This is a genomic window from Sorangium sp. So ce295, assembly GCF_051527405.1.
Lineage (GTDB): Bacteria > Myxococcota_A > Polyangia > Polyangiales > Polyangiaceae > Sorangium > Sorangium cellulosum_B.
This window is the reverse complement of record NZ_CP150324.1, coordinates 9,214,741-9,234,042: the sequence shown is the minus strand read 5'-3', so window position 1 is coordinate 9,234,042 and position 19,302 is coordinate 9,214,741. Positions and strand designations below refer to the sequence as shown.

At 67.3% G+C, this 19,302-nt stretch carries 17 protein-coding genes and 1 other RNA gene; 8 read left to right on the top strand and 10 right to left on the bottom strand.

What is annotated here, in order from left to right; all coding sequences use genetic code 11:
• Positions 1 to 177: 177 nt before the first annotated feature.
• The gene (locus WMF11_RS34995) at positions 178 to 492 is read right to left on the bottom strand and encodes a DUF3817 domain-containing protein (protein ID WP_437543555.1); all 315 of its coding nucleotides are present in this window, start codon (positions 490 to 492) and stop codon (positions 178 to 180) included.
• Complete coding sequence (locus tag WMF11_RS34990; protein ID WP_272095241.1) at positions 489 to 857, bottom strand: hypothetical protein; 369 nt, start codon at positions 855 to 857, stop codon at positions 489 to 491. Before WMF11_RS34990 ends, WMF11_RS34995 begins: the two co-directional genes overlap by 4 nt.
• 302 nt (positions 858 to 1,159) lie before the next feature.
• Here WMF11_RS34990 and WMF11_RS34985 point away from each other — a divergent pair, with 302 nt between their 5' ends.
• Positions 1,160 to 2,194, top strand: a complete 1,035-nt coding sequence (locus tag WMF11_RS34985) for a GlxA family transcriptional regulator (protein WP_437973804.1) — start codon at positions 1,160 to 1,162, stop codon at positions 2,192 to 2,194.
• Here the strand turns inward: WMF11_RS34985 and WMF11_RS34980 are convergent.
• A complete protein-coding gene (locus WMF11_RS34980; protein WP_437973803.1) occupies positions 2,128 to 3,285 on the bottom strand; it encodes a hypothetical protein in 1,158 nt (385 codons plus the stop codon). The two genes, WMF11_RS34985 and WMF11_RS34980, sit on opposite strands and share 67 nt — an antisense overlap.
• Before the next feature lie 352 nt (positions 3,286 to 3,637).
• Positions 3,638 to 3,790: a hypothetical protein gene (locus tag WMF11_RS34975; RefSeq protein WP_437740593.1), complete on the bottom strand. Its 153-nt coding sequence runs from the start codon at positions 3,788 to 3,790 to the stop codon at positions 3,638 to 3,640.
• A gap of 346 nt (positions 3,791 to 4,136) precedes the next feature.
• Here WMF11_RS34975 and WMF11_RS34970 point away from each other — a divergent pair, with 346 nt between their 5' ends.
• Both WMF11_RS34970 and WMF11_RS34965 read left to right on the top strand, forming a co-directional pair.
• Entirely contained in the window at positions 4,137 to 4,811 is a 675-nt protein-coding gene (locus tag WMF11_RS34970; protein ID WP_437973802.1) for a hypothetical protein, read from the top strand.
• A gap of 355 nt (positions 4,812 to 5,166) precedes the next feature.
• Complete coding sequence (locus WMF11_RS34965) at positions 5,167 to 5,436, top strand: hypothetical protein (protein WP_437973801.1); 270 nt, start codon at positions 5,167 to 5,169, stop codon at positions 5,434 to 5,436.
• A 277-nt stretch (positions 5,437 to 5,713) separates the two neighbouring features.
• On the opposite strand, the gene WMF11_RS34960 is transcribed toward WMF11_RS34965, so the two are convergent.
• Positions 5,714 to 6,808: a sigma-70 family RNA polymerase sigma factor gene (locus tag WMF11_RS34960; RefSeq protein WP_437973800.1), complete on the bottom strand. Its 1,095-nt coding sequence runs from the start codon at positions 6,806 to 6,808 to the stop codon at positions 5,714 to 5,716.
• Between the two features lie 229 nt (positions 6,809 to 7,037).
• Here WMF11_RS34960 and WMF11_RS34955 point away from each other — a divergent pair, with 229 nt between their 5' ends.
• From WMF11_RS34955 to WMF11_RS34945, 3 genes are read left to right on the top strand one after another with little or no spacing between them, the layout of a single operon-like run.
• Complete coding sequence (locus WMF11_RS34955; protein WP_437973799.1) at positions 7,038 to 8,117, top strand: hypothetical protein; 1,080 nt, start codon at positions 7,038 to 7,040, stop codon at positions 8,115 to 8,117.
• A complete protein-coding gene (locus WMF11_RS34950; protein WP_437973798.1) occupies positions 8,111 to 9,772 on the top strand; it encodes a hypothetical protein in 1,662 nt (553 codons plus the stop codon). Before WMF11_RS34955 ends, WMF11_RS34950 begins: the two co-directional genes overlap by 7 nt.
• A 24-nt stretch (positions 9,773 to 9,796) precedes the next feature.
• The gene (locus WMF11_RS34945) at positions 9,797 to 11,380 is read left to right on the top strand and encodes a hypothetical protein (RefSeq protein WP_437973797.1); all 1,584 of its coding nucleotides are present in this window, start codon (positions 9,797 to 9,799) and stop codon (positions 11,378 to 11,380) included.
• Between the two features lie 260 nt (positions 11,381 to 11,640).
• Here the strand turns inward: WMF11_RS34945 and WMF11_RS34940 are convergent, their stop codons facing one another.
• Together WMF11_RS34940 and WMF11_RS34935 are read right to left on the bottom strand one after the other, a co-directional pair.
• On the bottom strand, positions 11,641 to 12,108 hold the full coding sequence (locus tag WMF11_RS34940; protein ID WP_437973796.1) for a hypothetical protein: 468 nt from the start codon (positions 12,106 to 12,108) through the stop codon (positions 11,641 to 11,643).
• Between the two features lie 640 nt (positions 12,109 to 12,748).
• Positions 12,749 to 13,543, bottom strand: coding sequence for a hypothetical protein (locus tag WMF11_RS34935; protein ID WP_437973795.1), 795 nt, complete (start codon positions 13,541 to 13,543; stop codon positions 12,749 to 12,751).
• Positions 13,544 to 15,230: 1,687 nt separating this feature from the next.
• Here WMF11_RS34935 and WMF11_RS34930 point away from each other — a divergent pair.
• The gene (locus tag WMF11_RS34930; RefSeq protein WP_437973794.1) at positions 15,231 to 15,365 is read left to right on the top strand and encodes a hypothetical protein; all 135 of its coding nucleotides are present in this window, start codon (positions 15,231 to 15,233) and stop codon (positions 15,363 to 15,365) included.
• A 181-nt stretch (positions 15,366 to 15,546) separates the two neighbouring features.
• On the opposite strand, the gene WMF11_RS34925 is transcribed toward WMF11_RS34930, so the two are convergent.
• Together WMF11_RS34925 and ssrA are read right to left on the bottom strand one after the other, a co-directional pair.
• Complete coding sequence (locus WMF11_RS34925; protein WP_437973793.1) at positions 15,547 to 16,584, bottom strand: DUF6602 domain-containing protein; 1,038 nt, start codon at positions 16,582 to 16,584, stop codon at positions 15,547 to 15,549.
• Between the two features lie 579 nt (positions 16,585 to 17,163).
• Positions 17,164 to 17,508: a transfer-messenger RNA gene (gene ssrA, locus WMF11_RS34920) on the bottom strand.
• A 347-nt stretch (positions 17,509 to 17,855) separates the two neighbouring features.
• Here ssrA and WMF11_RS34915 point away from each other — a divergent pair.
• Positions 17,856 to 18,146: an oxidative damage protection protein gene (locus WMF11_RS34915; protein ID WP_272095228.1), complete on the top strand. Its 291-nt coding sequence runs from the start codon at positions 17,856 to 17,858 to the stop codon at positions 18,144 to 18,146.
• A 108-nt stretch (positions 18,147 to 18,254) separates the two neighbouring features.
• Here the strand turns inward: WMF11_RS34915 and WMF11_RS34910 are convergent, their stop codons facing one another.
• Positions 18,255 to 19,037 (bottom strand): hypothetical protein, encoded by a 783-nt coding sequence (locus tag WMF11_RS34910; protein WP_437543530.1) that lies wholly within the window; start codon positions 19,035 to 19,037, stop codon positions 18,255 to 18,257.
• Positions 19,038 to 19,302: the final 265 nt, after the last annotated feature.

Here is a 19,302-nt window from a genome sequence, read left to right as displayed (position 1 = left end):
CACACCTCCGCCACTCACGACGCGGCCGGCGTCATCAACCTCGCTGCCGAGCGCACCCGGCGCGGCCGGTAGCCCCGGCTGGGCTCGCGCTCGCGGCGGGCGACTCGGCGCCGACGCGCAGGCCGCGGCCGCCGCTCGCCGCGCGCAGCCATCGTCAAAAGGCCCGATGCCGTGGCGTCAGCCATGGGGCGCGGTCCCCGCGTCGCCCTCGATCTCGCGCTTCAACGTCCGATCCAGCGCGAAGGTCCCGCCCGGTACGAGCGACGCGAGGAGCGCCATGAGCGAACGGCGACGCGGCCAGTCACGCTCGGTGGCCGCGCGAAACAGCGCCGAGACGAAGAGGAGAAAGAAGAGCCCGTGGGCGCTGCCGGCGATCCGGACCGCGATCGGCAGGCCGAAGATGTATTTGAGCGGCATCGCGACGGTGAGGAGGACCAGGAACGACAGCCCTTCCAGGAAGCCGACGACGCGCAGGGTGCGAAGCGCGCTCATGATCGGACGTCAGACCAGGTGGGCCGAAAGACCATCATCAGCAGCACCACGAAGAGAGGGGCAAAGGTCGAGACGAACGCGCCGAGCGTGCGCCGGTCGCGCGCGACGCTGCGAACGAGGGCGAGCTGCGAGACCAGCGACAGGACGAGCCCTGCGATGACCCAGAGCTCCATCAAAGGAATCTGCAGCTGCGTGGTCATCAGGTATCCCGCGATCCACGTGACGACCAGCCCTGGGGAGGCCACGGCGTGGACGGCGCGCTTGCGATCGGCGTGCACCGTGGCGACGAAGCTGCCAATGAGGCCGCCCGCGTACAGGATGACGCCCAAGAACTTGATCAACCGTAGAATCTGGTAGGCGGGCATGAGGGGGGCTCCATGGCGCGGCGCGAGGCGCTCTTCACGGTTCGCCTTCTCGGGATGACCACGACGGCTCCGAGACGTGAGACGGTCGGAGGGGCTCGCAAACGAGGGGATGCCCCGGATGCCAGCGGCATCGAGCCGTCATCGCTCGGCAGCTGGCACGGCCGGGATATGGCACCGCCGGGATGGTCCCGCGAGGGGCGTTCGCGCCAATCTTCGACGACTTCTGGCCAGCCCGACGTCCCGGACCCGCGCCGGATCATGAAACCGTTGGCATGAAGTGGATCATCAAGCATCTTTCAGCCATGCATGTCGTGGCTGTGGTCGCGATGGAGGGGGTCGTCCCCTTCGACCTGTCGACGCCCTGCGAGGTGTTCGGGCGTGTCCGGCTGCCCGGGGGGCGGGCCGGGTATCAAGTCCGTGTTTGCGGGGTGACGCGCGAGGTGAGCGCCGGAGCGTTCGATCTCCGGGTGCGCTGCGGCCTCGAGGAGCTGACGCGAGCGGACACCATCATCCTTCCGGGCGTCGCCGAGGCGAGCGCCGTGGTCCCGGAGGCGCTCTTGCGCGCGGTCCGCGCCGCGGCGGCCTCGGGCGCCCGCGTCGCCTCCATCTGCACCGGGGCGTTCCTCCTCGCCGCGACCGGGCTGCTCGACGGGCGCCGCGCCACGACCCACTGGCTCGCGACGGACGAGCTCGCGCGCCGCCACCCGGCCATTCGCGTCGACCCGAAGGTGCTCTACGTGGATGAGGGGCAGTTTCTGACGTCGGCGGGCGCCGCGGCGGCGCTCGACCTCTGCCTCCACATGGTGCGGCTCGACTACGGCTCGGCCGTGGCCGCGGACACGGCGCGGCTCTCGGTGATGCCGCTCGAGCGCGACGGGGGGCAGTCGCAGTTCATCCTCCACGAGCCGCCCGCGCCGGACGGCTCGTCGCTCGAGCCGCTGCTGCGGTGGATCGAGGAGAGCCTCGACAAGCCGCTCACGCTCGAGGACATCGCGCGGCGCGCGGCCCTCAGCGTGCGCACGCTGAGCCGCCGCTTCCGCGAGCAGACCGGCACCACGCCGCTCCAGTGGCTGCTCAGGGCCCGCGTGCGCCGCGCGCAGCAGCTGCTCGAAACCACGGGGCACTCGGTGGAGTCGATCGCGGCGAGGGTCGGGTTCGGCTCGCCGACGGCCTTTCGCGAGCACTTCCAGCGGCTCGTGACCACGAGCCCGCAGGCGTACCGCCGCGCCTTCCGCGCCGCGCCGATCAAGGCGAACGGCGCGATCCGCCCTCAGTCTTCGGCCCTGACGATGAACCCGTCCCCAGACGATCCCGGTCGTTTGTTGATGGCCAGGTAGACGCCGCTCGTGTCGGCCGCGATGTGGGAGATGGAATCGTCGGTCTTGACGAGCCGGGTGGGATTCTTCCCGTCCACGCCGACGCGCCACAGCGCTCCGGACGAGGCCCAGTAGAGCGTCTGTGCGTGTGCGACGAAGAAGGTGCCCTCCACGTCGGGGGACGAGAGCACCTCGGTCGGATCGCCGCCGGACACGGGCATGCGCCAGATCGCGCCGGGGCTCATGTAATAAAGGAACTCGCCGCTGATCGCGAAGCCCAGGAGGGTGCCACCGTCCACGGTCACGATCACCTGCGGCTCGCCGCCGGTCCGGGGGGAGCGCCGGATCTCGTCCTTGTCGAAGGACTCATCGAATTTCCAGTAGACGAACCCGGAATCCAGGGCCAGCGTCGTGCCGAAGTAGTCGCCGGCTGGACCATGCACGACCTCGTCCGCGGCGTCGACCCCGACGCTCCTGACCTCGATCGGCCCCGAGCGCACTTGCTGGGTGAAGAACACGCGCTCGCCATCGGTCACGACATCCTTGATGCTGCCAAAGTCGTCGACGAACGTCACCAGATCGAACACGGCACCGCCCGATTTCGGCGTCGCGCGGACCCAGTGCGTGACCGAGTTTTCGGCCCAATACACGTTCTTCTCGTCCACCGCGACGGACAGGGGGACATAGGGTGAATCGTAGATCTCCTCGCGCCCTCCCCCCGCCTTCGCCACGCGCGCGACGGCGGTGCGTGTGAGCTGCTCGACCCAGTACACGTGCGACGCGTCGACCGCGATGCCGTGATCGATGGACACGTGCCTCCCGGCGTGCGCGAGCACCGTGCAGCCGCCGGCCGACACGCCCACGGGGAGGCACGCGCCATTGCAGGACACCTGCGCTTCTGGGCAGTCGGCGGGCCCCTGTCCGCCCCCGCCGGTCTCGCTGCCCGCGCTCCCGCCGGCCCCGCTGCCCGTGCTCCCGCCGGCCCCGCCCTCGCCCCCTTGCATCTGCCCCCCAGCCCCTTGCGCTTGCCCCCCAGCGCCCTTGTCGTCGCCTCCACAACCAACGATCGTCGACATCACCACGACGGTGCTCCCGAACCAATTCAGCCGCATACAACTCTCCTGTTCCGATCTGCCGACCTGTACGCGCCCCCCGGCGCACGTTTTCGTCGCCGGGGGCCGCGCTGGCGCGGCGTTCGACGGTCGCGCGATCGATCTATTCGACGCCGTGCGTCGCGCTCGCTCCCGGGCGATCGAGGCACCCGAGAAGGCCGCTCCCGACGCCGCCCCGCGGGGTGATCGCCGGCGATACCCGTGACGTATGCCTATCCTCCGCCACGGCTTCCTTGCGTGTCGTAAACGTGCTCGTTCTCCTGTCCCGGTGCAGGGCGGATCTCGGGCTGGCGTCGCTCAAGGACGCCGCCGTCTCCTCCGCTGGCTATCTGTCGCCAGGGCCGCCGCCGATTCAGCGAAGTTGCAGCAGCAGCGCCTCGCGCTCCCGGGCCAGCTGACCCCGAGGGAACTCCATGGCATGCATGTCGAGCAGGCGTCGCGCCTCGACGTCAGCCCTGGCGTTGTAGGCTTCGATGGCCTTGCGCGCCTGGAGGATCAGGTCCATCTCGCGCTCGCTTGCCCCCCGCTCAATGCGCCTGGTTAAGATCAACCCGCCCGGTCAGCAGGTCGAGCTGGACCTGACCGCCGCACTCCCCGATTGATCCAGCGGCGGGTCGCGTCCGGAGCGGCCGAGCCAGGCGCGTGTCCTTTCCGCGCCGGCGCCGAGGCGCGTCGGTGAGCAGCGCCAAGAAGATGGAGGCCCCCGGGCGCCATACTGAGCGCGTTCTTTGAGGGGCGGCAAACAAGCCCAGCCGACGCCAGTAACGGGACGGAGAGCCGTCGAGCAATCCGCCTCAGACGTAGTGAACGGGCGGGTGAACGGGACGGTACCGAACTCGCTGACGCACACCTTGACCATCCACGTTGCCGATGGCGCTCTGACCCTCGTCAGCAAGGACCGCTTGGACGTAAGGTGGCCTAAGTCACCTGTTGACGCCGCCTTCCGTCAGGAGAAGCATCCGGGATCGGGGGAGGGCATGGGGCACGGGCTGAAGGCAAAGGCGCGTGTGCTCGTGCTGTGCGGCTGTGCCTGCGCGCTCGCCAGTAGTGTTCCGGTGCCGGCACACGCACTCGAGTTCAGCGGCGGCGTCAGCGTGGGCGGGATCCAGATCGGGATCGAGCCCAGGCTGGCCGTGAGCCCCTTCGCCGGGTGGCTCTGGCGCAGCGAGGGGGACTTCAGGCTCGAAGCCCATAACATGCTCAGCATCGTTCCAGGCTATGGTGTCGGGTTCTACGACCGAACGGCCGTCACTCTTGGGTACGCCACGAAGACAACGACCGTCAGCCTCGGGCCGTCCCTGGCGATCTACTCGATGCCGGTATGCAATATCGTGATCTGTAACCGCGTGGTGGGGGTTGCACCAGGCGGCCGCGCCCAGTCCGAGTGGTATTTCGCCGGGCCCTTGGGCGTGTCCACCAGCGTCCATGTGGACTGGACGGGCGGCAGTAGTCGCGTTCTTCATGGAAGTCTGGTTGTGGTGGTGACCACTGGACCAATTTGGAGATTTAGAGCGAGGTCGAAATGAATAAGCTATTTGTTGTTCTGTGCTTCGGGCTCGCGGCGTGCAATTACGATGTGGGAGAGTGCTGGGTCCGCGGTGAGGGAAACGAAGGTGCCGGCGGCAGCATCATCAGCCCGACAGGAGGGGATGGGGCCTTCGGGTATGTGCCGGCAAGGCCGCAAAACGCACCGGTGGGAAGCGGAGCCTCTGAGGCGATGGCAGGGTGCACCCCCGACTGCCTAGAGGCGTGCAAGGAAAAATGTGACCGAGTGCTGGAGCTCTGCCGCGATAACTGTCCAAGGCGCGACACGAGCTGTCTGAAGAAGTGCATGGACGAGTACAGTCGATGCCTCGTAGACTGCGACAAGAGGTGTAAGTGATGATCGAGCTAACGTTTAGGGTGACCCCCGACGACGGCGAGCCGCGCGATATCCTGGTTCGGATCCACCAGCCGACCCGAAACCCTCCGGAGAAAGAGTGGCCTTGGGCTGTCACCGTAGACCTCGATGGTCGCCCATTCACCACATATGGAATGGATCCTCTCAATGCAGTCGAGCACGGAGCCCAGCACGCCGCCATCGTGTTGCGCGGGGTCCATGGCGACGCGCTCGATCCGCCCCTCGAGCCGCGGATGAAGGAGGGCCAATAATCGACTCACAGATGCGCCAAGCCTACCCATAGCCGGGACCGAGGCGTACTCGGCGTCGGCTCCCTGGGTGCTGCTCGAAGGCGGCAACCCGTCGGCGCCGACGCGCAGGCCGTGGCGGCCGCTCGCCGCGCGCAGCCATTCGAGGCCATCGAAGCGATGATCCTGCAGACGGTGGGGCTCGGGTCAGCGTCGTAGGTCGCGCGAAATGCGTCGCCTCCGAGACGCGCTGCTGCCGTCCTCGGTGGCCTTCTGAGCGCGGGGCGCTCCGGCCGCCGATTCAGCGGAGTTGCAGGAGCAACGCCTCGCGCTCCCGGGCCAGCTGACCCCGAGGGAACTCCATCGCGTGCATGTCGAGCAGGCGTCGCGCCTCGACGTCAGCCCTGGCGTTATAGGCTTCGATGGCCTTGCGCGCCTGGAGAATCACGTCCTTCTCGCGCTCGCTCGCGACCGTGCGTACGGCGCGGACGGGCGGCGAGGAACGCGCAGCTGTTGCGGCGGGTGAAGCAGGCTTGCCGTTCATTGCGGCCGGTGCATTCTCGCCGGGTGCTGGGATGCCGCTCTGCACCGGGGGCGAGGCCGCGGCGACCGTGCGGCGTGCGTCTGGCTGGTCGAGGGGCGGCGCGGTGTGCTGCTGCCGGGGCGTGGCCACACCGGCGTGGATCGCTGCCGGCCGTAACCACGGGGTCGTACTGGCCGAGCTTGACGAGCGTGGTGCTGTGGCGACGACGGCGCCTGTCAGCACGACGAGCGCCGCCTGCGCGAGGACCTTCGCCCCGACCTTCTGCAGGTGCCGCGCGGTCGTCCACCACGAGCGACGAAACAGACCGAACGCCACCGGAAAGCAGGGCACCTTGTCCCAGCCCCGGAATTCTTGCTGCGCCATCCAGCGCCGCTTCGCCTCGTCCAGCTGCTCGCGTGCCCTGCGGTGCTGGCTCCTCACGGTGTCCAGCTTGAGCCCCAGCTCGGCGGCGATCTCGGCGAGCGACTTTTCCTCGAGCTCGTGCTCGACCAAGAGGCCACGGTACTTGGGGTCGACCTGCTCGATCAGGTCGCGCATGACGGCTTCCCGCTCCTGCCTTCGGAGCAAGGCTTCCGGGCTCGGTTGGTCCCCGCGGAAGTCGTGCTCGTCGAACGGGGTCAGGACCTCACCCCGACGGCTCGCGTCCCGCAGGTGGCTGCGGGCGAGGTTCAGGGCGATGGTGACCGAGTACGGCGCTGAATCCACGCCTGGCTCGAGCCGCCCTCTCGCCTCCCAGTCCCGCAGGAGCGCTTCCTGCGCGAGGTCCTCGGCGTGCCGCGCGGGGACACCGACCCGCCTGATGAGGCGGCGGAAGCGCTCGAAGTGGGGGGGAGTTCGTGCTGGCTTGCCCACAGCTGGTAGCACCCCTGAGCTGGCCGGAAGGGTTCAAGAAAGAGCAGGGTCGGTCAACTTTGGTAGGATAATGTGCGCTATCGTGGAATGCGTACCTGGGCGGCTCCACTGCGCGGAGGGTCGACGAGCGCCTTTACGTCGTCGGGCCGATTTTTGCCTGGCAAAACGTTCATTCCCTGCGAATTCGTCGCCGTTGACGCCGCGCGCCGGGCGTAAGTACGTTCCGCGCATGCGTGACGTTGCGCCTTTGTTGTTGTTCTGCCTGATGCTTGGCGTCGTAGGTGTCTACACGAGCCCCGCCAGCGCCGAGGACATCTATTCGACGCTGGAGCGAAGCGGCGGCTCGACGGTGAAGGACCATGTTCGTCGTGCGCAGAGAGCCCGTGACGCAGGTCGGTGGACCGAGGCACACGTGGCCTACAACGCGGCGCTCCAGGCGACAGACCCGGCGTCGAACACGGAGAAGGAGCGCGCGGAGATCACCGGAGAGCTCGGCCTGTGTGAGATCGAGCTGCGCAAGTACCGTGATGCTGCCGAGCATCTCGCCTGGAGTCTCGAGCAGCGCAACGTCCTGCCTCTTGAACTACAGCTGCGGTTCGAGGCCGGGCAACGCAAGGCAGCGTCGCATGTCGCGACCCTCTACCTGTCTGTCGACCCGCCGGACGCGGAGGTGCTCATCGACGGCAAGCCCATCAGCGCGCCTGCACGGACCTACAGGCTATTCCTGGAACCCGGTCAGCACATGGTGCGGGCCCGGTTGGCGGGTCATGAGGAGGCGTTCGCGTCGTTCGACGCGCAGGCCGGGAAGCCGACGACCATCTCGCTGCAGGTACCGCGCGCCGCAGCGCCGGGCGCTCCTGCGAAGGGAACCTCAACCGAGAGCTCCGCGCGAGGAGCGCAGGCGTCGTCTTCCGTGGAGCCGTCCTCCACGGCGTCGACGCTCCGCATCGGTGGCGCGGTCGTGGCGGGGGCAACCATGGCAGCCGGCGGCGGGTTGCTGATCTGGAGTGCCTACACCGAGGATGAGCTCCGCGATCGCGCTACCGCGCTGCGTGGCGCAGACGAGGACGCGAGCCGATGTGCCCGCCCGAACGCACCGCGCGCGTGCTCGGAGCTGCGCGATCTTCAAGGGAAGCGGGATCTCCTGAAGAAAGCCGGCTGGGTGACCCTTGCGTCCGGCAGCGCGATCGGTGTGCTGACGCTCGCGTCTCTGCTCGTGGACCGAACCTCGCCGCCCAGCGATGGCGTGCGTGTCATTCCCACGGTGAGCGGACAGCACGCGGGGCTGATAATGATAGGTGCATGGTGACGAACGTGGAGCTCCAGGTCATGGATACCTCATCGAAAAGTCGGCGCGGGGTGGCTATCATGGTGCCCATCGCGCTCGCATACGGAATCGCTGCCTTCTTGTGCGGGTGTTCCTCCGGTCCGGATAGGGTACCCGTCTGCGACGATGACCCCTTGGTGAGAACGCCGGAAGACGGATGCGGTATTTTCGTCAGCTCAAGCCTGGGAGACGACGCGAACCCCGGCAGCCGCGCGGAGCCGGTGAAGACCTTCTCGAAAGCCCTCGAACTTGCAGACATGGGCAGCCACCGCGTCTACGCGTGCGCGGAAACTTTTGAAGAAACGCTTGGGTTCTACGGCATAAGCATCTGGGGCGGGTTCGACTGCGCGAACGGCTGGCGGCACCTCGGTGCCAGCGCGAGGACTGTCGTTGCTCCAGAGGGGCCCGTCCCGCAGGTGGTGCGGTTTGGAGGACAGGGACTTACGTTTGCCAACCTGCGGTTCCTGGCCCCCGACGGCAACGATGTGGACCACGTCCAAAAAGGATCCATCGGGATAGCAACCCTCAAAGGGGTCCAGCTCAAGCTCGTGGCGAGCGAGGTCATCACCGGGCGTGGTGGAAAACCGGGCGGAAGCTCGATTCCGATCTACCTCCGTGATGGCAGTGAGATCGAAGTGATCGACAGCCGCATCGTCGCTGGAGACGGAGCAGACGGCGAGCCTGGAGCCGCGGCTGAGGGCGCGGCAGCATCCGATGGAACGCCAGGACGCCCGGGGGCAGACGCGTGTACGGCGGACGCCATGGCAGGGACGCCGGCCGTTACGACCGAGTGCGACGACGGGCGATCGGTCAGCGGCGAGGGCGGCCTCGGGCTCGTGGATCGGGGCTCCGGAGCTGGCAACGGGGAGCCTCTCCCAGATCCCAACCCGACCGGCGCCGGTGCCGGAGGCGTGGGCCAGCTGGGAAGTACGGCGTGCAGCGATGGGCAGCGCGGCCTCGAGGGGGCCGTTGGTGCGCAGGGTCAAGGAGGGAGGCGCCCAGGCGCCGTCAGGTGGGGTGTTACTCTGGGCAAGGGACAGGACGGCAAAATCGGGCGCCCTGGCCAGGGGGGCGGTGGGGGTGGTGGCGCGAGGGGTGGTTCCATGGCCTGCGGTGCAGGCCCGATCGGGGGTGCATTCGGAGGTTCTGGCGGCTCTGGCGGTTGCGGCGGGAAGCCGGGGAAAGGTGGCTTTGCCGGGGGCGCGAGCATCGGTATCGCCACGAGGGGGTCCAAGGTCAAGATCCGCGGGACGACGATCGAGACGGGACGCGGCGGCCGGGGTGGGGCGGGCGGCGCGGGGCTGCCTGGGGGTAGCGGAGCCCCCGGCGGCGATGGCGGACGAGCGGTGCCCGACACACTTCCAGGGTGCCGCGGCGGCGATGGCGGCAACGGGGGGCCCGGAGGCGGCGGAGGCGGCGGGCTCGGCGGCCATTCGGTCGGCATCGCGTATCTGGGGGCCACCGAGGTGACGCGGGAGGAGGTCGAGGCGACGTTCGCGCTCGGAACCGCGGGCAAGGGTGGACCTGGTGGCGACCCAGACGCCACCGAGAGCGCGGGTGACGATGGCGTGGTAGCCGAGTTTCTTCCCTTCGTTACCGACGATCCGAACGACCCGAACCCCGCTGCGCCAGAGTAAGTGGCATTGATACGAGGAGAGAGGATGATGAGCTCACTGTCGAGGCGCAACCGGTGGCATGAAGCGTCCGAGGAATGGCCTCGGCTGCTTGTTGTCGCCATGTCTGCGGGGATCGGGACGCTCGGGTGCAGTGCTGATCCGGGAGCGTGGGAACCTTGCGAGGAAACGCTCACGTGCACACCGGTGGTAGAGTGCAATGCCGATCACGGTATTCCCAGCCGCCCGGTCGACTGCGAGGGTATCTATCTAACCGTGGATGGCCGCGACGATGATCCGGGCACGCGAGATCATCCCGTGGCCACCTTCGCGCGTGCGTTCGATCTCGCCCGCGACCATGGAATGCGCGTCTACGTGTGTGCCGATCTTTTCAACGTAGAAGTGCGCGTGCCAGCAGGTATGGAGGTATGGGGTGGGCTCGATTGTCGCGATCCCCGTAAACATTGGCCGCTGCATCCGCTCGGCGAGCTCACCACGATCGCCCCAGGACCGAACCGGATCCCGCTCACCGTTGCGGACGACGCGGCCGAGTCCGAACCCCGAAGCTCCGTCGCCACGACGCTCACCAGGATGCGGATGGTCGCGCACGACGCGACGGTTCCGGGCGGCTCTGCCATCGCCATGCGCGCCCTGCCGGGCGTGACGGTGGACGTGCGCCTGAGCGAGATCGTGGCCGGTGACGGCGCGGATGGGGCCGCTGGCGCTGACGGAAGCGCCGAATCAGCACGGGAGGGCGCACCAGGGAACCCGGGAGCCGTGGCGTGTTCTGCGGACGTCGTGACGGGAGGGGCGCGGGTCACCACCGCATGCGACGACGGCGTTTCCTCAGGCGGGATGGGCGGCGTCGGTACCAAGGGCGATGGTAGCGACGGCGAAAGTGGCGACCCTGTGCCAGTCACCAACCCGATGGAGTACGGCTTCGGTGGAACTGGGCAAGACGCCATGTCCTGCACAGATGGAACGCGCGGCCTGGTGGGGGATGACGGCGCGAACGGTAACGGTGCGTCAGGGCAGGGGAGGCTCACAGACACAGGGCTAGAAGGCAGCGCTGGCGAGGATGGCCGGACGGGGCAGCACGGCTACGGCGGCGGCGGTGGGGGCGGCTCGCGCGGCGGAGCCATGTTCTGCGGCACAGGAGCGGCACAGGGCGGCGCTTCGGGCGGTTCCGGCGGTGCTGGCGGCTGCGGCGGCGAGCCCGGCAAGGGCGGCGGTCCAGGCGGATCCAGCATCGGGATCCTGTCTTACCACGCCAGCGTCCACGTGAGTAAAACCAGCATCATCACGGGTCGGGGCGGCAACGGCGGGCGAGGCGGAAAGGGCCAGTACGGCGGCGTGGGTGGGTACGGCGGCACTGGCGGAGGCAACAGGGCTGGGTCGCAGCCAGGCTGCCGTGGTGGTGATGGCGGGAAAGGCGGCAACGGCGGCCGGGGCGGGGGAGGCCACGGAGGACACTCTCTTGCTGTGGCACATACCGCCGACCTGGGCCCCAACGTCGAGTCCGACTCTCCGATCAAGTTCGGCATCCCTGGTGACGGTGGAGGCGCCGGCGATCTGAACGCGAACCCGGGCAAACCCGGCGCCGCAGCCGTCTCGATGGGCTTCCAAGACTAGGGGCTTCCAAGACTGGGCCAATGGCATCCCCAGCATGTCGGCGGCGTTGACCTCCGCGCCGCGCCGAAAGGACCGTCGCCGATCACGATCCCGCCTGAGGCGATCCTCGCCGAGAGCGGGCTGATCTCCGAAACGTCCCTCCACGTGCGACTGCCCAACGCTCGGCTCACCCGCGAGCGACGGAGGGGCGCCTGCGGCGCCCCTCCGTCGCTCGCGGGTGAGCCGAGCGTTGGGCAGCTTCGTGTACGCTTTCGGAGCCATTACTTCTGCCGGGACTGCGGATGGGTGCCCATGCCGAGTTCTCCCCATAGCCACTCTAGGACATGGCCGGCCTCCAAGCTGGAGTTGCGAATCTCAGAGCCGCCACGGCTGCCGAGCTTAACTTCCCGGTACGCGTCGGATCTCTCCCACAGGTAGGCCTCGCAGCCGGCGCTGTCCATATCACGCGACACGTGCTTCTTCTCGATTTGACCGCCTCGAGCGATCTCCGCCTTCTTCCGCATGTCGGCCAGCTGCGCAGGAGGAACGCGGCGCGACTGGAGGACGGGATTTCTGAATCGCTCTCTCAGCCCGGTCTCCAGATAGAGTCCGTCCCCGGCGGGTTGGGGATCCCAGGGCCTTCCCAGGTCGTAGAACCAAATTCGGCCCTGATCATCAAGGACGTTCCCGTAAGCCTTACTGCCCCAAGCAAAACTCACGTAGTAGCAGGAAAAAAGCGGCTTGCCCATTCTCACTCCCTTCGAATTCGGGTCCGCCTCGAGGATCGGAGGGGAGCGAGGCGTAGGTTGAGGTAAGTCGTTCGTGGCTCGTGGCTGAAGCGTGGGCTCCGGGCTTGGTTCCACCTCGCTGGAGGACCTCTCTGGATCCTTGTTCGCGGACTTCGCTACAGAAGGCGCGTGCGACGGAGCAGCTGGTTCGCCACTTCCAGACTCCGACTGTTCCCGTCGCGCACAGGAAGCCGATACAAGACTCGATGCAAGAGCCGCTGCGATGTAACCGAGGAAAACCCTGGTGCGAGTCATGCGTCTCCCGAAGTAGATAGCTGTCCCGTTGCCTGCCCAACGGCTCGCCGGTGTGCTGCGCCGCGAAGCGGCGTCGGCACCAGCGGCTTGTTCGGCGGCCCTTCAGCCCTGCTTCGCGCAAAATTCATCGCGCGTCATATGGCAACGGACCAACTCCCTGAGCTGACGCTCGCTCAAATTGAGGCTGCTCGCGACGTGCCCGATCTCATGACCCCTCATCTCTCCATCGCCGTGAGAATCCAGGACATTTCCGACACGCTTGCCGTCGCACTCGACGAACCATAGGTCGTGCTTCTTGCCGCCTCGATGTTCCGCCTTGAGCTTGGTGCGGAGGGCTCGTCGGAGCTCAGGCCACCTCACTGATCTTCTCCCCATCGGGTCGGACCGCGGAGACGTCCACCATCGCAGTGAGCGCCACCCATTGCTTCGCGAGCGTTCCACCGAGTCGCCCCGCTTGTGCTTGGAATAGATTGACCTCCACGAACTCGGCGATGTTCTCGGCCAGCGCTTCCACGGCCGAAGCGTCGTCCCGACCTTCCCCGATGATGCGCGCCGCGGGGAAGCGGGCGACTCGTGCGCCGTACGACCATGTCTCGATAGTCACCAGGAGGGGGCCATGGAGCAGACGGAGCGGGGTCGGCAGCGCGGGGAGCTGCGCGGTCACCGTCGAGATGATCCGGTCCTCGTGGTAGCGGCGGAGGGTCGGCGTCTGGGCGAGAAACTCTTTGACATCGGGCTCCGTCGATGCCGGTGTGTGTACGTTGGGAGCGGGCTCGAGGAGCCAGCCGGTGATGGGAGCATCATCCGCCGCGCCATACGCGATCCGCAATCGGGATGCGAGTTCAGCGTCCTTCACTTCGGCGAGGTCGCACTGCCAGTGGAAGCGTGCGTCACCGGGGTCGCGCACGCGGAAGCTGCCGACCACGCGAACGCGACGCTCGGGGGCATGCTGCCGGTAGTAGATGTGGATCACGTCCCCCGCGTCGACCGCGCGAACGTTCGCGATCCATGCGCCCTCTTCGGTGCGCGCCGACCGGCAGAGGATCCCATCGCTCACCGCGAACGCTCGGGTCGCCTCGTAGTCCGGTCTCGGCTTGCCACTCGCCGCCCTATCCCGCGCTTTGTAGAGCCACTCGGCCATCGTAGTCTCCTGGTTCGCAGCGCTGCCGCGGGCGGAGCCTGCCATGGGGCCCGCACCCGGTCAATCTACGGGCGCGGGAAGCCGCGGGAAGCATGCAACAGCGAGGCGCGCTGCTCGCCGAGCGGCAATGCCACGAGCGTCCGCCCGGACGCCGACGCCCGCCCCCCACGCAGTACCCCGGTCGTCGCCGAGGCCCGGGGGCACCTGCCAGCTCCCGTCGCCGAGTACCGTTGCATCGCCTCCCGCTTGGCCCAACGGCCGTCTGCCGAACGACTTGGCGCTCACCCGCGGGGCGCCGTGCCGGGCGGAGCCCGGCACAGGTACACCGTCGGTGTGCAGCGCCTTGTTGGGCGGGCCACGTGGCTGTTGTCATCGCGTCTTGCGCAAACATCGGTCGCCTCACCGCGAGTCCTTGCGCCCACAGGTCGGGCAGGTGAGTGACCCCAAGATGAAGGTTCCGCAACGGCTGCACGTCCACCCCAGGGGGTTATACGGAAAAAACTCCTCCCAGCTTCGCACAAGGGTGTGAACTTCGCTAGAGCGTGCACAAGCGGAGCATTCGTAGATGTAGTTGCCGGTTGCGCCGCGATTCGTCTTCATGGGAGTCATGCACGACCCGCAGGACACGGGCGGAAGCTCGTCGATCTGCACTCCACGAGGCCGATGATCGGTACGCTTTCCCGTCGTCGCGAGAAGATTCCCGAGACAGTTTTGGGACACGACGCCGCTCGGTCGGCTCCGCACAATCAGGCTTGGAGCCCCGCACTGCGGGCAGTCGGAGCCGAACAAAACAAGGCGGTCATAGCCGGAAGCCGCCTCTTCAGCCTTCAGGGCATCGAGACGATACAGCTCGTATTCGATCTTGCCACACTTTAGAGCGGTGGGATGCGGCGCCGCGGCCAAAAGACCCTTGAGCACCTCGCACGCACGTTCCAGCTTTTCGCTCCGGGCCCCACGCGGTAGCGCGGCGGCCTCATCCTGCAGTCGGAGGGCCCTGCGAAACAGAGTGTCCTTGGTAGACTCAGACGGCGGTGGAGTACTCATCATGCACCTCGGGCTTTCGACGCGCGTCGGCAGAGTATGGCGGGTTCATGGAATCCTGCTCCGCCCAACGTCGCAATCAGTTGCGTCGCAGAGCCTAGTGGCGGGTTATAGCATGTAGGCGGCGATGCGCCGCGGCCAATCTCCGTATTTCCGCGAATAGGTCGCGGAGCTCCGCGGTATATCGGCGTATTCCCGTGAATAGGCAGCGACTTCCGCGACCTATCTGCGCATCTCCGAAGATAGGCCGCCGCTCCGCGTCCAGTATCGCCGACCCCGGCGCGCGCCGCGAGGGGCCACGCCTATGGCGACCGATGGGCGGTTACCCGGCGCGGCGGGTAGCCCAGGCTGGGGCGGCGCTCGCGGCTACGTGGAGGCGGCGCGCATCGCCCACGCGACCATCGGCGCCTGCTCGGCGCGCCAGGGGCCGACGCGGCCGGCGTCATCGACCTCGCCGCCGAGCGCACCCGGCGCGGCGGGTAGCGCCGGCTGGAGCGGCGCTCGCGGCGGGCGACGTGGAGGCGGCGCGCATCGCCCACGAGACCATCGGGCGGCTGCTCGGCGCGCCGGGGCTGATGCGGCCGGCGTCATCGACCTCGCCACCGAGCGCACCCGGCGCGGCGGGTAGCGCCGGCTGGGGTGGGGGGTGGCACTCGCGGCGGGCGACGTGGAGGCGGCGCGCATCGCCCACGAGACCATCGGGCGGCTGCTCGGCGCGCCAGGGGCCGACGCGGGCGGCGTCATCGACCTCGCAGCGGAGCGCAGCCGGCGCGGCGGGTAGCGCCGGACGGGGCGGCGCTCGCGGCGGGCGACGTGGAGGCGGCGCGCATCGCCCACGAGACGATCGGGTGCCTGTTCGGCGCGCCCGGCGGCGTCATCGAACTCGCCGCGGAAAGCTGTGGTTGGGACTGGGAGCTTTCGATGCTGTTTACTCCCTGCCGATGTTCCTGATGGCCTGCGAGCTATTTCGTCGAGTTACCGGGCGATCGCTCGGTGTCCCCGTGATGCTGTTCTCTCGTTGGGCCCAGAGTCGCCGCCTTTTGCTCGTGGAGCGACTGGTCTAAGGACTTGCCCGGATCCAATACTACACCCGTCTCATACACCTGTTCGGCCTGTGCAAGCTCATCATGCAACAGGGCCGGCCAAGGAATATCCCCCAGCATAATATCCTCTATTGCCCAGATGAGATGAACAGCCGCTAGTCCCAGCGCTCGAACGCTTCCAGTAAAGGCGATCTGCGTATCCTCGGTTACAAAAGGGCGTATTTGGCGACCGAGGTCCTTTTCGTTGTATACGCAAGGATTCATAATGACCGAACCTGCGGCAACGACATCAGGAAGTCGATCGATCGGTACGTCGCCGAAGGTCTCGAAGCGGGATGCTAAGGCTTCCGTTGGCTCGGCGCCCTTCCCGACGTTCAGGTTGAGTGCCCAGATGGCCGCATACCACGGGTTGCGAATCGAGGGGAAGCCCCGGCGTCGTTTGAACCACGCTGGCGGGGCGAGGAATTTCGGGGCAAATGCTTCCAATGGCATCGGCGCGCGCTTCAGCGCCTTGATCGCAGAAATTTGACTACACGCTTTAGCAAGAGATTGCCCCTCGTGTTTCTTGAGCACCTTCTCTTGTGCGTAAAGCGTATGCTTGGCTTCGATGTATGCTAGAACGGCCTCGGCTGGGACTTGCTCTTTTACTGCGAGATCTCGCCCGCAGGCACGTAGCGTTGGAAAGCGCGCGGCATCGTAAACGATAATATCGTCGCCCTGCATGTTGTTGTCCCTGTCGACGATGTATCCGCGGCATACGCCGGCGCGCTCTGGCAAAAGGGCTCTAAGCGCACGGCATAGAGCCTTCTCGAATTCTTCGCCTCGTTCGATATTGTGAACCGCGCGAATGGCCTTGAACTCTTGGTCCATTCGCTCAACAATATTGCCAAACCAATCGTTGTACCGCGCTGCGGCGACGGGAGCCTGAGCAGCGCCACCTCGTCGTTTTCTTTCCATTCGTCGTCCTGCTTCCTCGTTGTTGCTTGGCATTTAGCGGCTAGCAGAGGTGCGCAGGTGCAGGGTAACGATCTGCCCGGAGCCGTGATCCCGATGGGGCTGCACGCAGGCGATTGACAACGAGACGAGCATCTCGTTGACAGAAGACCAGGTGGCGCGACCCCACGCGCCGACGGGTGCGGTCCGCGCCGAGAGTGCGTCTCTCCGGTCCGCTTTGCGGCTCGATCCACCCCATGGCCAACTCCCTCTGCGAGGTCAGCGGAGATACCGTCCCGTGTCAAGAAGAGCCCGCTCGGCAGACTCGTCTCGGGTGGGTAGGGAGATCGGGGGTCGCCGCCGGTCCACCTGCATCCGGTCCTGCTCCACTGGTCCCGGTTTCCAGCAGGGCGGATCCGGGATCCGGTCGCGGGCCCCCAGTCGGCCATCCCGCCCCGTTCCGTTCCGCCCGTTCGGCTATGGCTACCCACTGCCGGTGCCCTGTCTCACACCGTCCAGCGCCGCCCAGACCCCTACCGAGATCTGTCAGGTCACACGCAGATCCCACAAAAGAAAAAAGACACGGTTCTCACCGTGTCTTTTTGGTGGAGGCGCCGGGAATCGAACCCGGGTCCGCAAGGCATCCAGTCTACCTTCGTTCACGTGCGTAGTCGCCATGCGCCGGCGACGGCGTTCGTAGATTCGGCTACGACCTATCCCTCACTGAATCTCGGCCGCGTTATCGAGGGCGTCCTCACGCGACCCAGCCCTGTGGTTGACACCCTTAGAGTACTAGGACGACCTTCTCCTCGGATGGCTTAGCGGTTATTAGGCCGCGACAGCGTATGCGTTGTCGTTCGCACTTGTAACGTCCCGCTTGATAGGCGGAGCAGGAGCCGCCAGCACGCAGACAGACCTTCGGTCCCCACGTCGAAGCCGATCGCCCCCTCGTGGTTCGTTCAGACGGACCGAATATTGCTAGAAACCGTGCCGCCGTCAACCCCTCGGCGCCAGATCGTTCCGTCGCTGACGCCGTCGCGGACGTCGCCGTGCGTCGCTCGGGGCCCGTTGGTCCGATCCTCCCGGCTTTCCTGCCTGCTGCTGCCTCCAGGCGCCTCCGTCGGCCTTGCCCTCCGCCCCCTGCCTCAACCTGCTGCCGCCGCTCGTCCGCCCGCTCCGGTCGGGCTCCGCTCTGGTCGGCCCCCCGCTGACCTCGCCGGCTCGCCTCCCGCTCTCGACGGCTCCTCGCGGCTCGGCTAAGAAGCCCGCGAAAAGGAAAAGGAGTCGGGCAACTTATGGCGAGGATGGTCCAGTGCGTGAAGCTCGGCCGTGAGGCGGAGGGGCTGGAGAAGCCGCCGCTGAAGGGCGAGCTGGGCAAGCGGATTTTCGACAACGTCTCGAAGGAGGCGTGGCGGATGTGGCTCGAGCACTCGAAGATGCTCATCAACGAGTACCGCCTCGACCTCATCTCCGAGGCCGGCCAGCGGATCTGGATGACCGAGCTCGACAAGTACTTCTTCACCGGCGGGAACGAGGCCGCGCAGCTCCCGCCCGACTACGTGGCGCCCAAGGACAAGCCGGAGTAGCCGACCGCGACCGCGGTCCCCGACCGCGACCGCGGTCCTCCGTCCCTCATCGGCTCGGCGGCGCTCCCACCCACCTCATCCGGGAGCGCCCCGCCCCACCCCCGCCCCTCAGGGCAGCGGACCCGGCGCCGGCAGCGCTCCGCCGTTGCGCACGTACTCGATCAGCGCCGCCGCCATCTGCTTGTCGACCTTCTCGCACTTCGCGGTGACCGCCCCCATCGTCGCGCCCTTGCACTCTCTCTTCCGCTCGATGATGAGCTTGCCCGTCTTCTCGTCGGCCAGGAATGCGTCGCGCGTCTTCTGGTCGAGGCTCTTCCACGGGATCGCCGCGAACTTCGGCTTCGGCGGCACGTGCTGCCGGACCTCCTCCGCCATCAGCGTGGCGCACGTCCCGTCCCATCGCAGGACCTCGTAGCCGCCGCCGGCGCCGCTCACGACCATGCCCCCGGTCTCCGGCTCCCGGTGATAGAGGATCAGCACCTCCTCATCGAAGACCAGCTTGTCGTTCGAGGACGACCCGCCAGAGGCGTTCACCGCCTCGGTGTCCCGCGTCAGGTACCCGCGCGTGAACGGCGACCCCTTCGCGAACAGGGTGAGCGCCACGTCCGGATGGAACCCGCTGCAGAGCCGCTTCACGAACGCCACCGGCGGCAAACACTCGTTGCCCCGCTGCTCGCACGTCGTCGGGATCTGCCGTGACGCTTCCCCCGCCGCGTCCTCCTCCTTCTTCCCACCTTCACCCTCCGCCGCCTCACCCTCCTTCGCGGCCGGCGCCGCAGCAGCCACCTCGGCCTCCGCACGATCCGGCTCCGACGGAGGAGGCGCCGCGCCACCGCAAGCGGCCAGGGTACCCACCAGGACAAGCGCAAACGAGCTGTGGACAGATCGCATGGCCCACGAACCTACCGGAGCCAGCACGCCCCTCCGCATGGAAAAACAACGTCGACCCGCGACGCAATGCGCCATCACGGCGTCAAAGCCCGTGACCCATTGCAGGAAGCCGACCGCTGCTCGCAACGCCGCCCGCGACGCAATGCACTGCAGACCACGAATGGTTCAAATTTCCGACAGCGCTTGACATCAGCATCCCATCAGCAGAGTCTGAGCTGATTCCGGCAGGAGGTGGTCGTGCTGGATCTTTCTTCATAAGCATCCT

Bases quoted from the DNA above. Each gene is read 5' to 3' on its own strand.
- WMF11_RS34915 (WP_272095228.1), top strand. From the start codon at position 17,856: ATGGCGAGGATGGTCCAGTGCGTGAAGCTCGGCCGTGAGGCGGAGGGG.
- WMF11_RS34950 (WP_437973798.1), top strand. From the start codon at position 8,111: ATGGTGACGAACGTGGAGCTCCAGGTCATGGATACCTCATCGAAAAGT.
- WMF11_RS34940 (WP_437973796.1), bottom strand. From the start codon at position 12,108: ATGGGCAAGCCGCTTTTTTCCTGCTACTACGTGAGTTTTGCTTGGGGC.
- WMF11_RS34985 (WP_437973804.1), top strand. From the start codon at position 1,160: ATGCATGTCGTGGCTGTGGTCGCGATGGAGGGGGTCGTCCCCTTCGAC.
- WMF11_RS34935 (WP_437973795.1), bottom strand. From the start codon at position 13,543: ATGGCCGAGTGGCTCTACAAAGCGCGGGATAGGGCGGCGAGTGGCAAG.
- WMF11_RS34975 (WP_437740593.1), bottom strand. From the start codon at position 3,790: ATGGACCTGATCCTCCAGGCGCGCAAGGCCATCGAAGCCTACAACGCC.
- WMF11_RS34910 (WP_437543530.1), bottom strand. From the start codon at position 19,037: ATGCGATCTGTCCACAGCTCGTTTGCGCTTGTCCTGGTGGGTACCCTG.
- WMF11_RS34995 (WP_437543555.1), bottom strand. From the start codon at position 492: ATGAGCGCGCTTCGCACCCTGCGCGTCGTCGGCTTCCTGGAAGGGCTG.
- WMF11_RS34965 (WP_437973801.1), top strand. From the start codon at position 5,167: ATGATCGAGCTAACGTTTAGGGTGACCCCCGACGACGGCGAGCCGCGC.
- WMF11_RS34955 (WP_437973799.1), top strand. From the start codon at position 7,038: ATGCGTGACGTTGCGCCTTTGTTGTTGTTCTGCCTGATGCTTGGCGTC.
- WMF11_RS34990 (WP_272095241.1), bottom strand. From the start codon at position 857: ATGCCCGCCTACCAGATTCTACGGTTGATCAAGTTCTTGGGCGTCATC.
- WMF11_RS34925 (WP_437973793.1), bottom strand. From the start codon at position 16,584: ATGGAAAGAAAACGACGAGGTGGCGCTGCTCAGGCTCCCGTCGCCGCA.
- WMF11_RS34980 (WP_437973803.1), bottom strand. From the start codon at position 3,285: ATGCGGCTGAATTGGTTCGGGAGCACCGTCGTGGTGATGTCGACGATC.
- WMF11_RS34945 (WP_437973797.1), top strand. From the start codon at position 9,797: ATGATGAGCTCACTGTCGAGGCGCAACCGGTGGCATGAAGCGTCCGAG.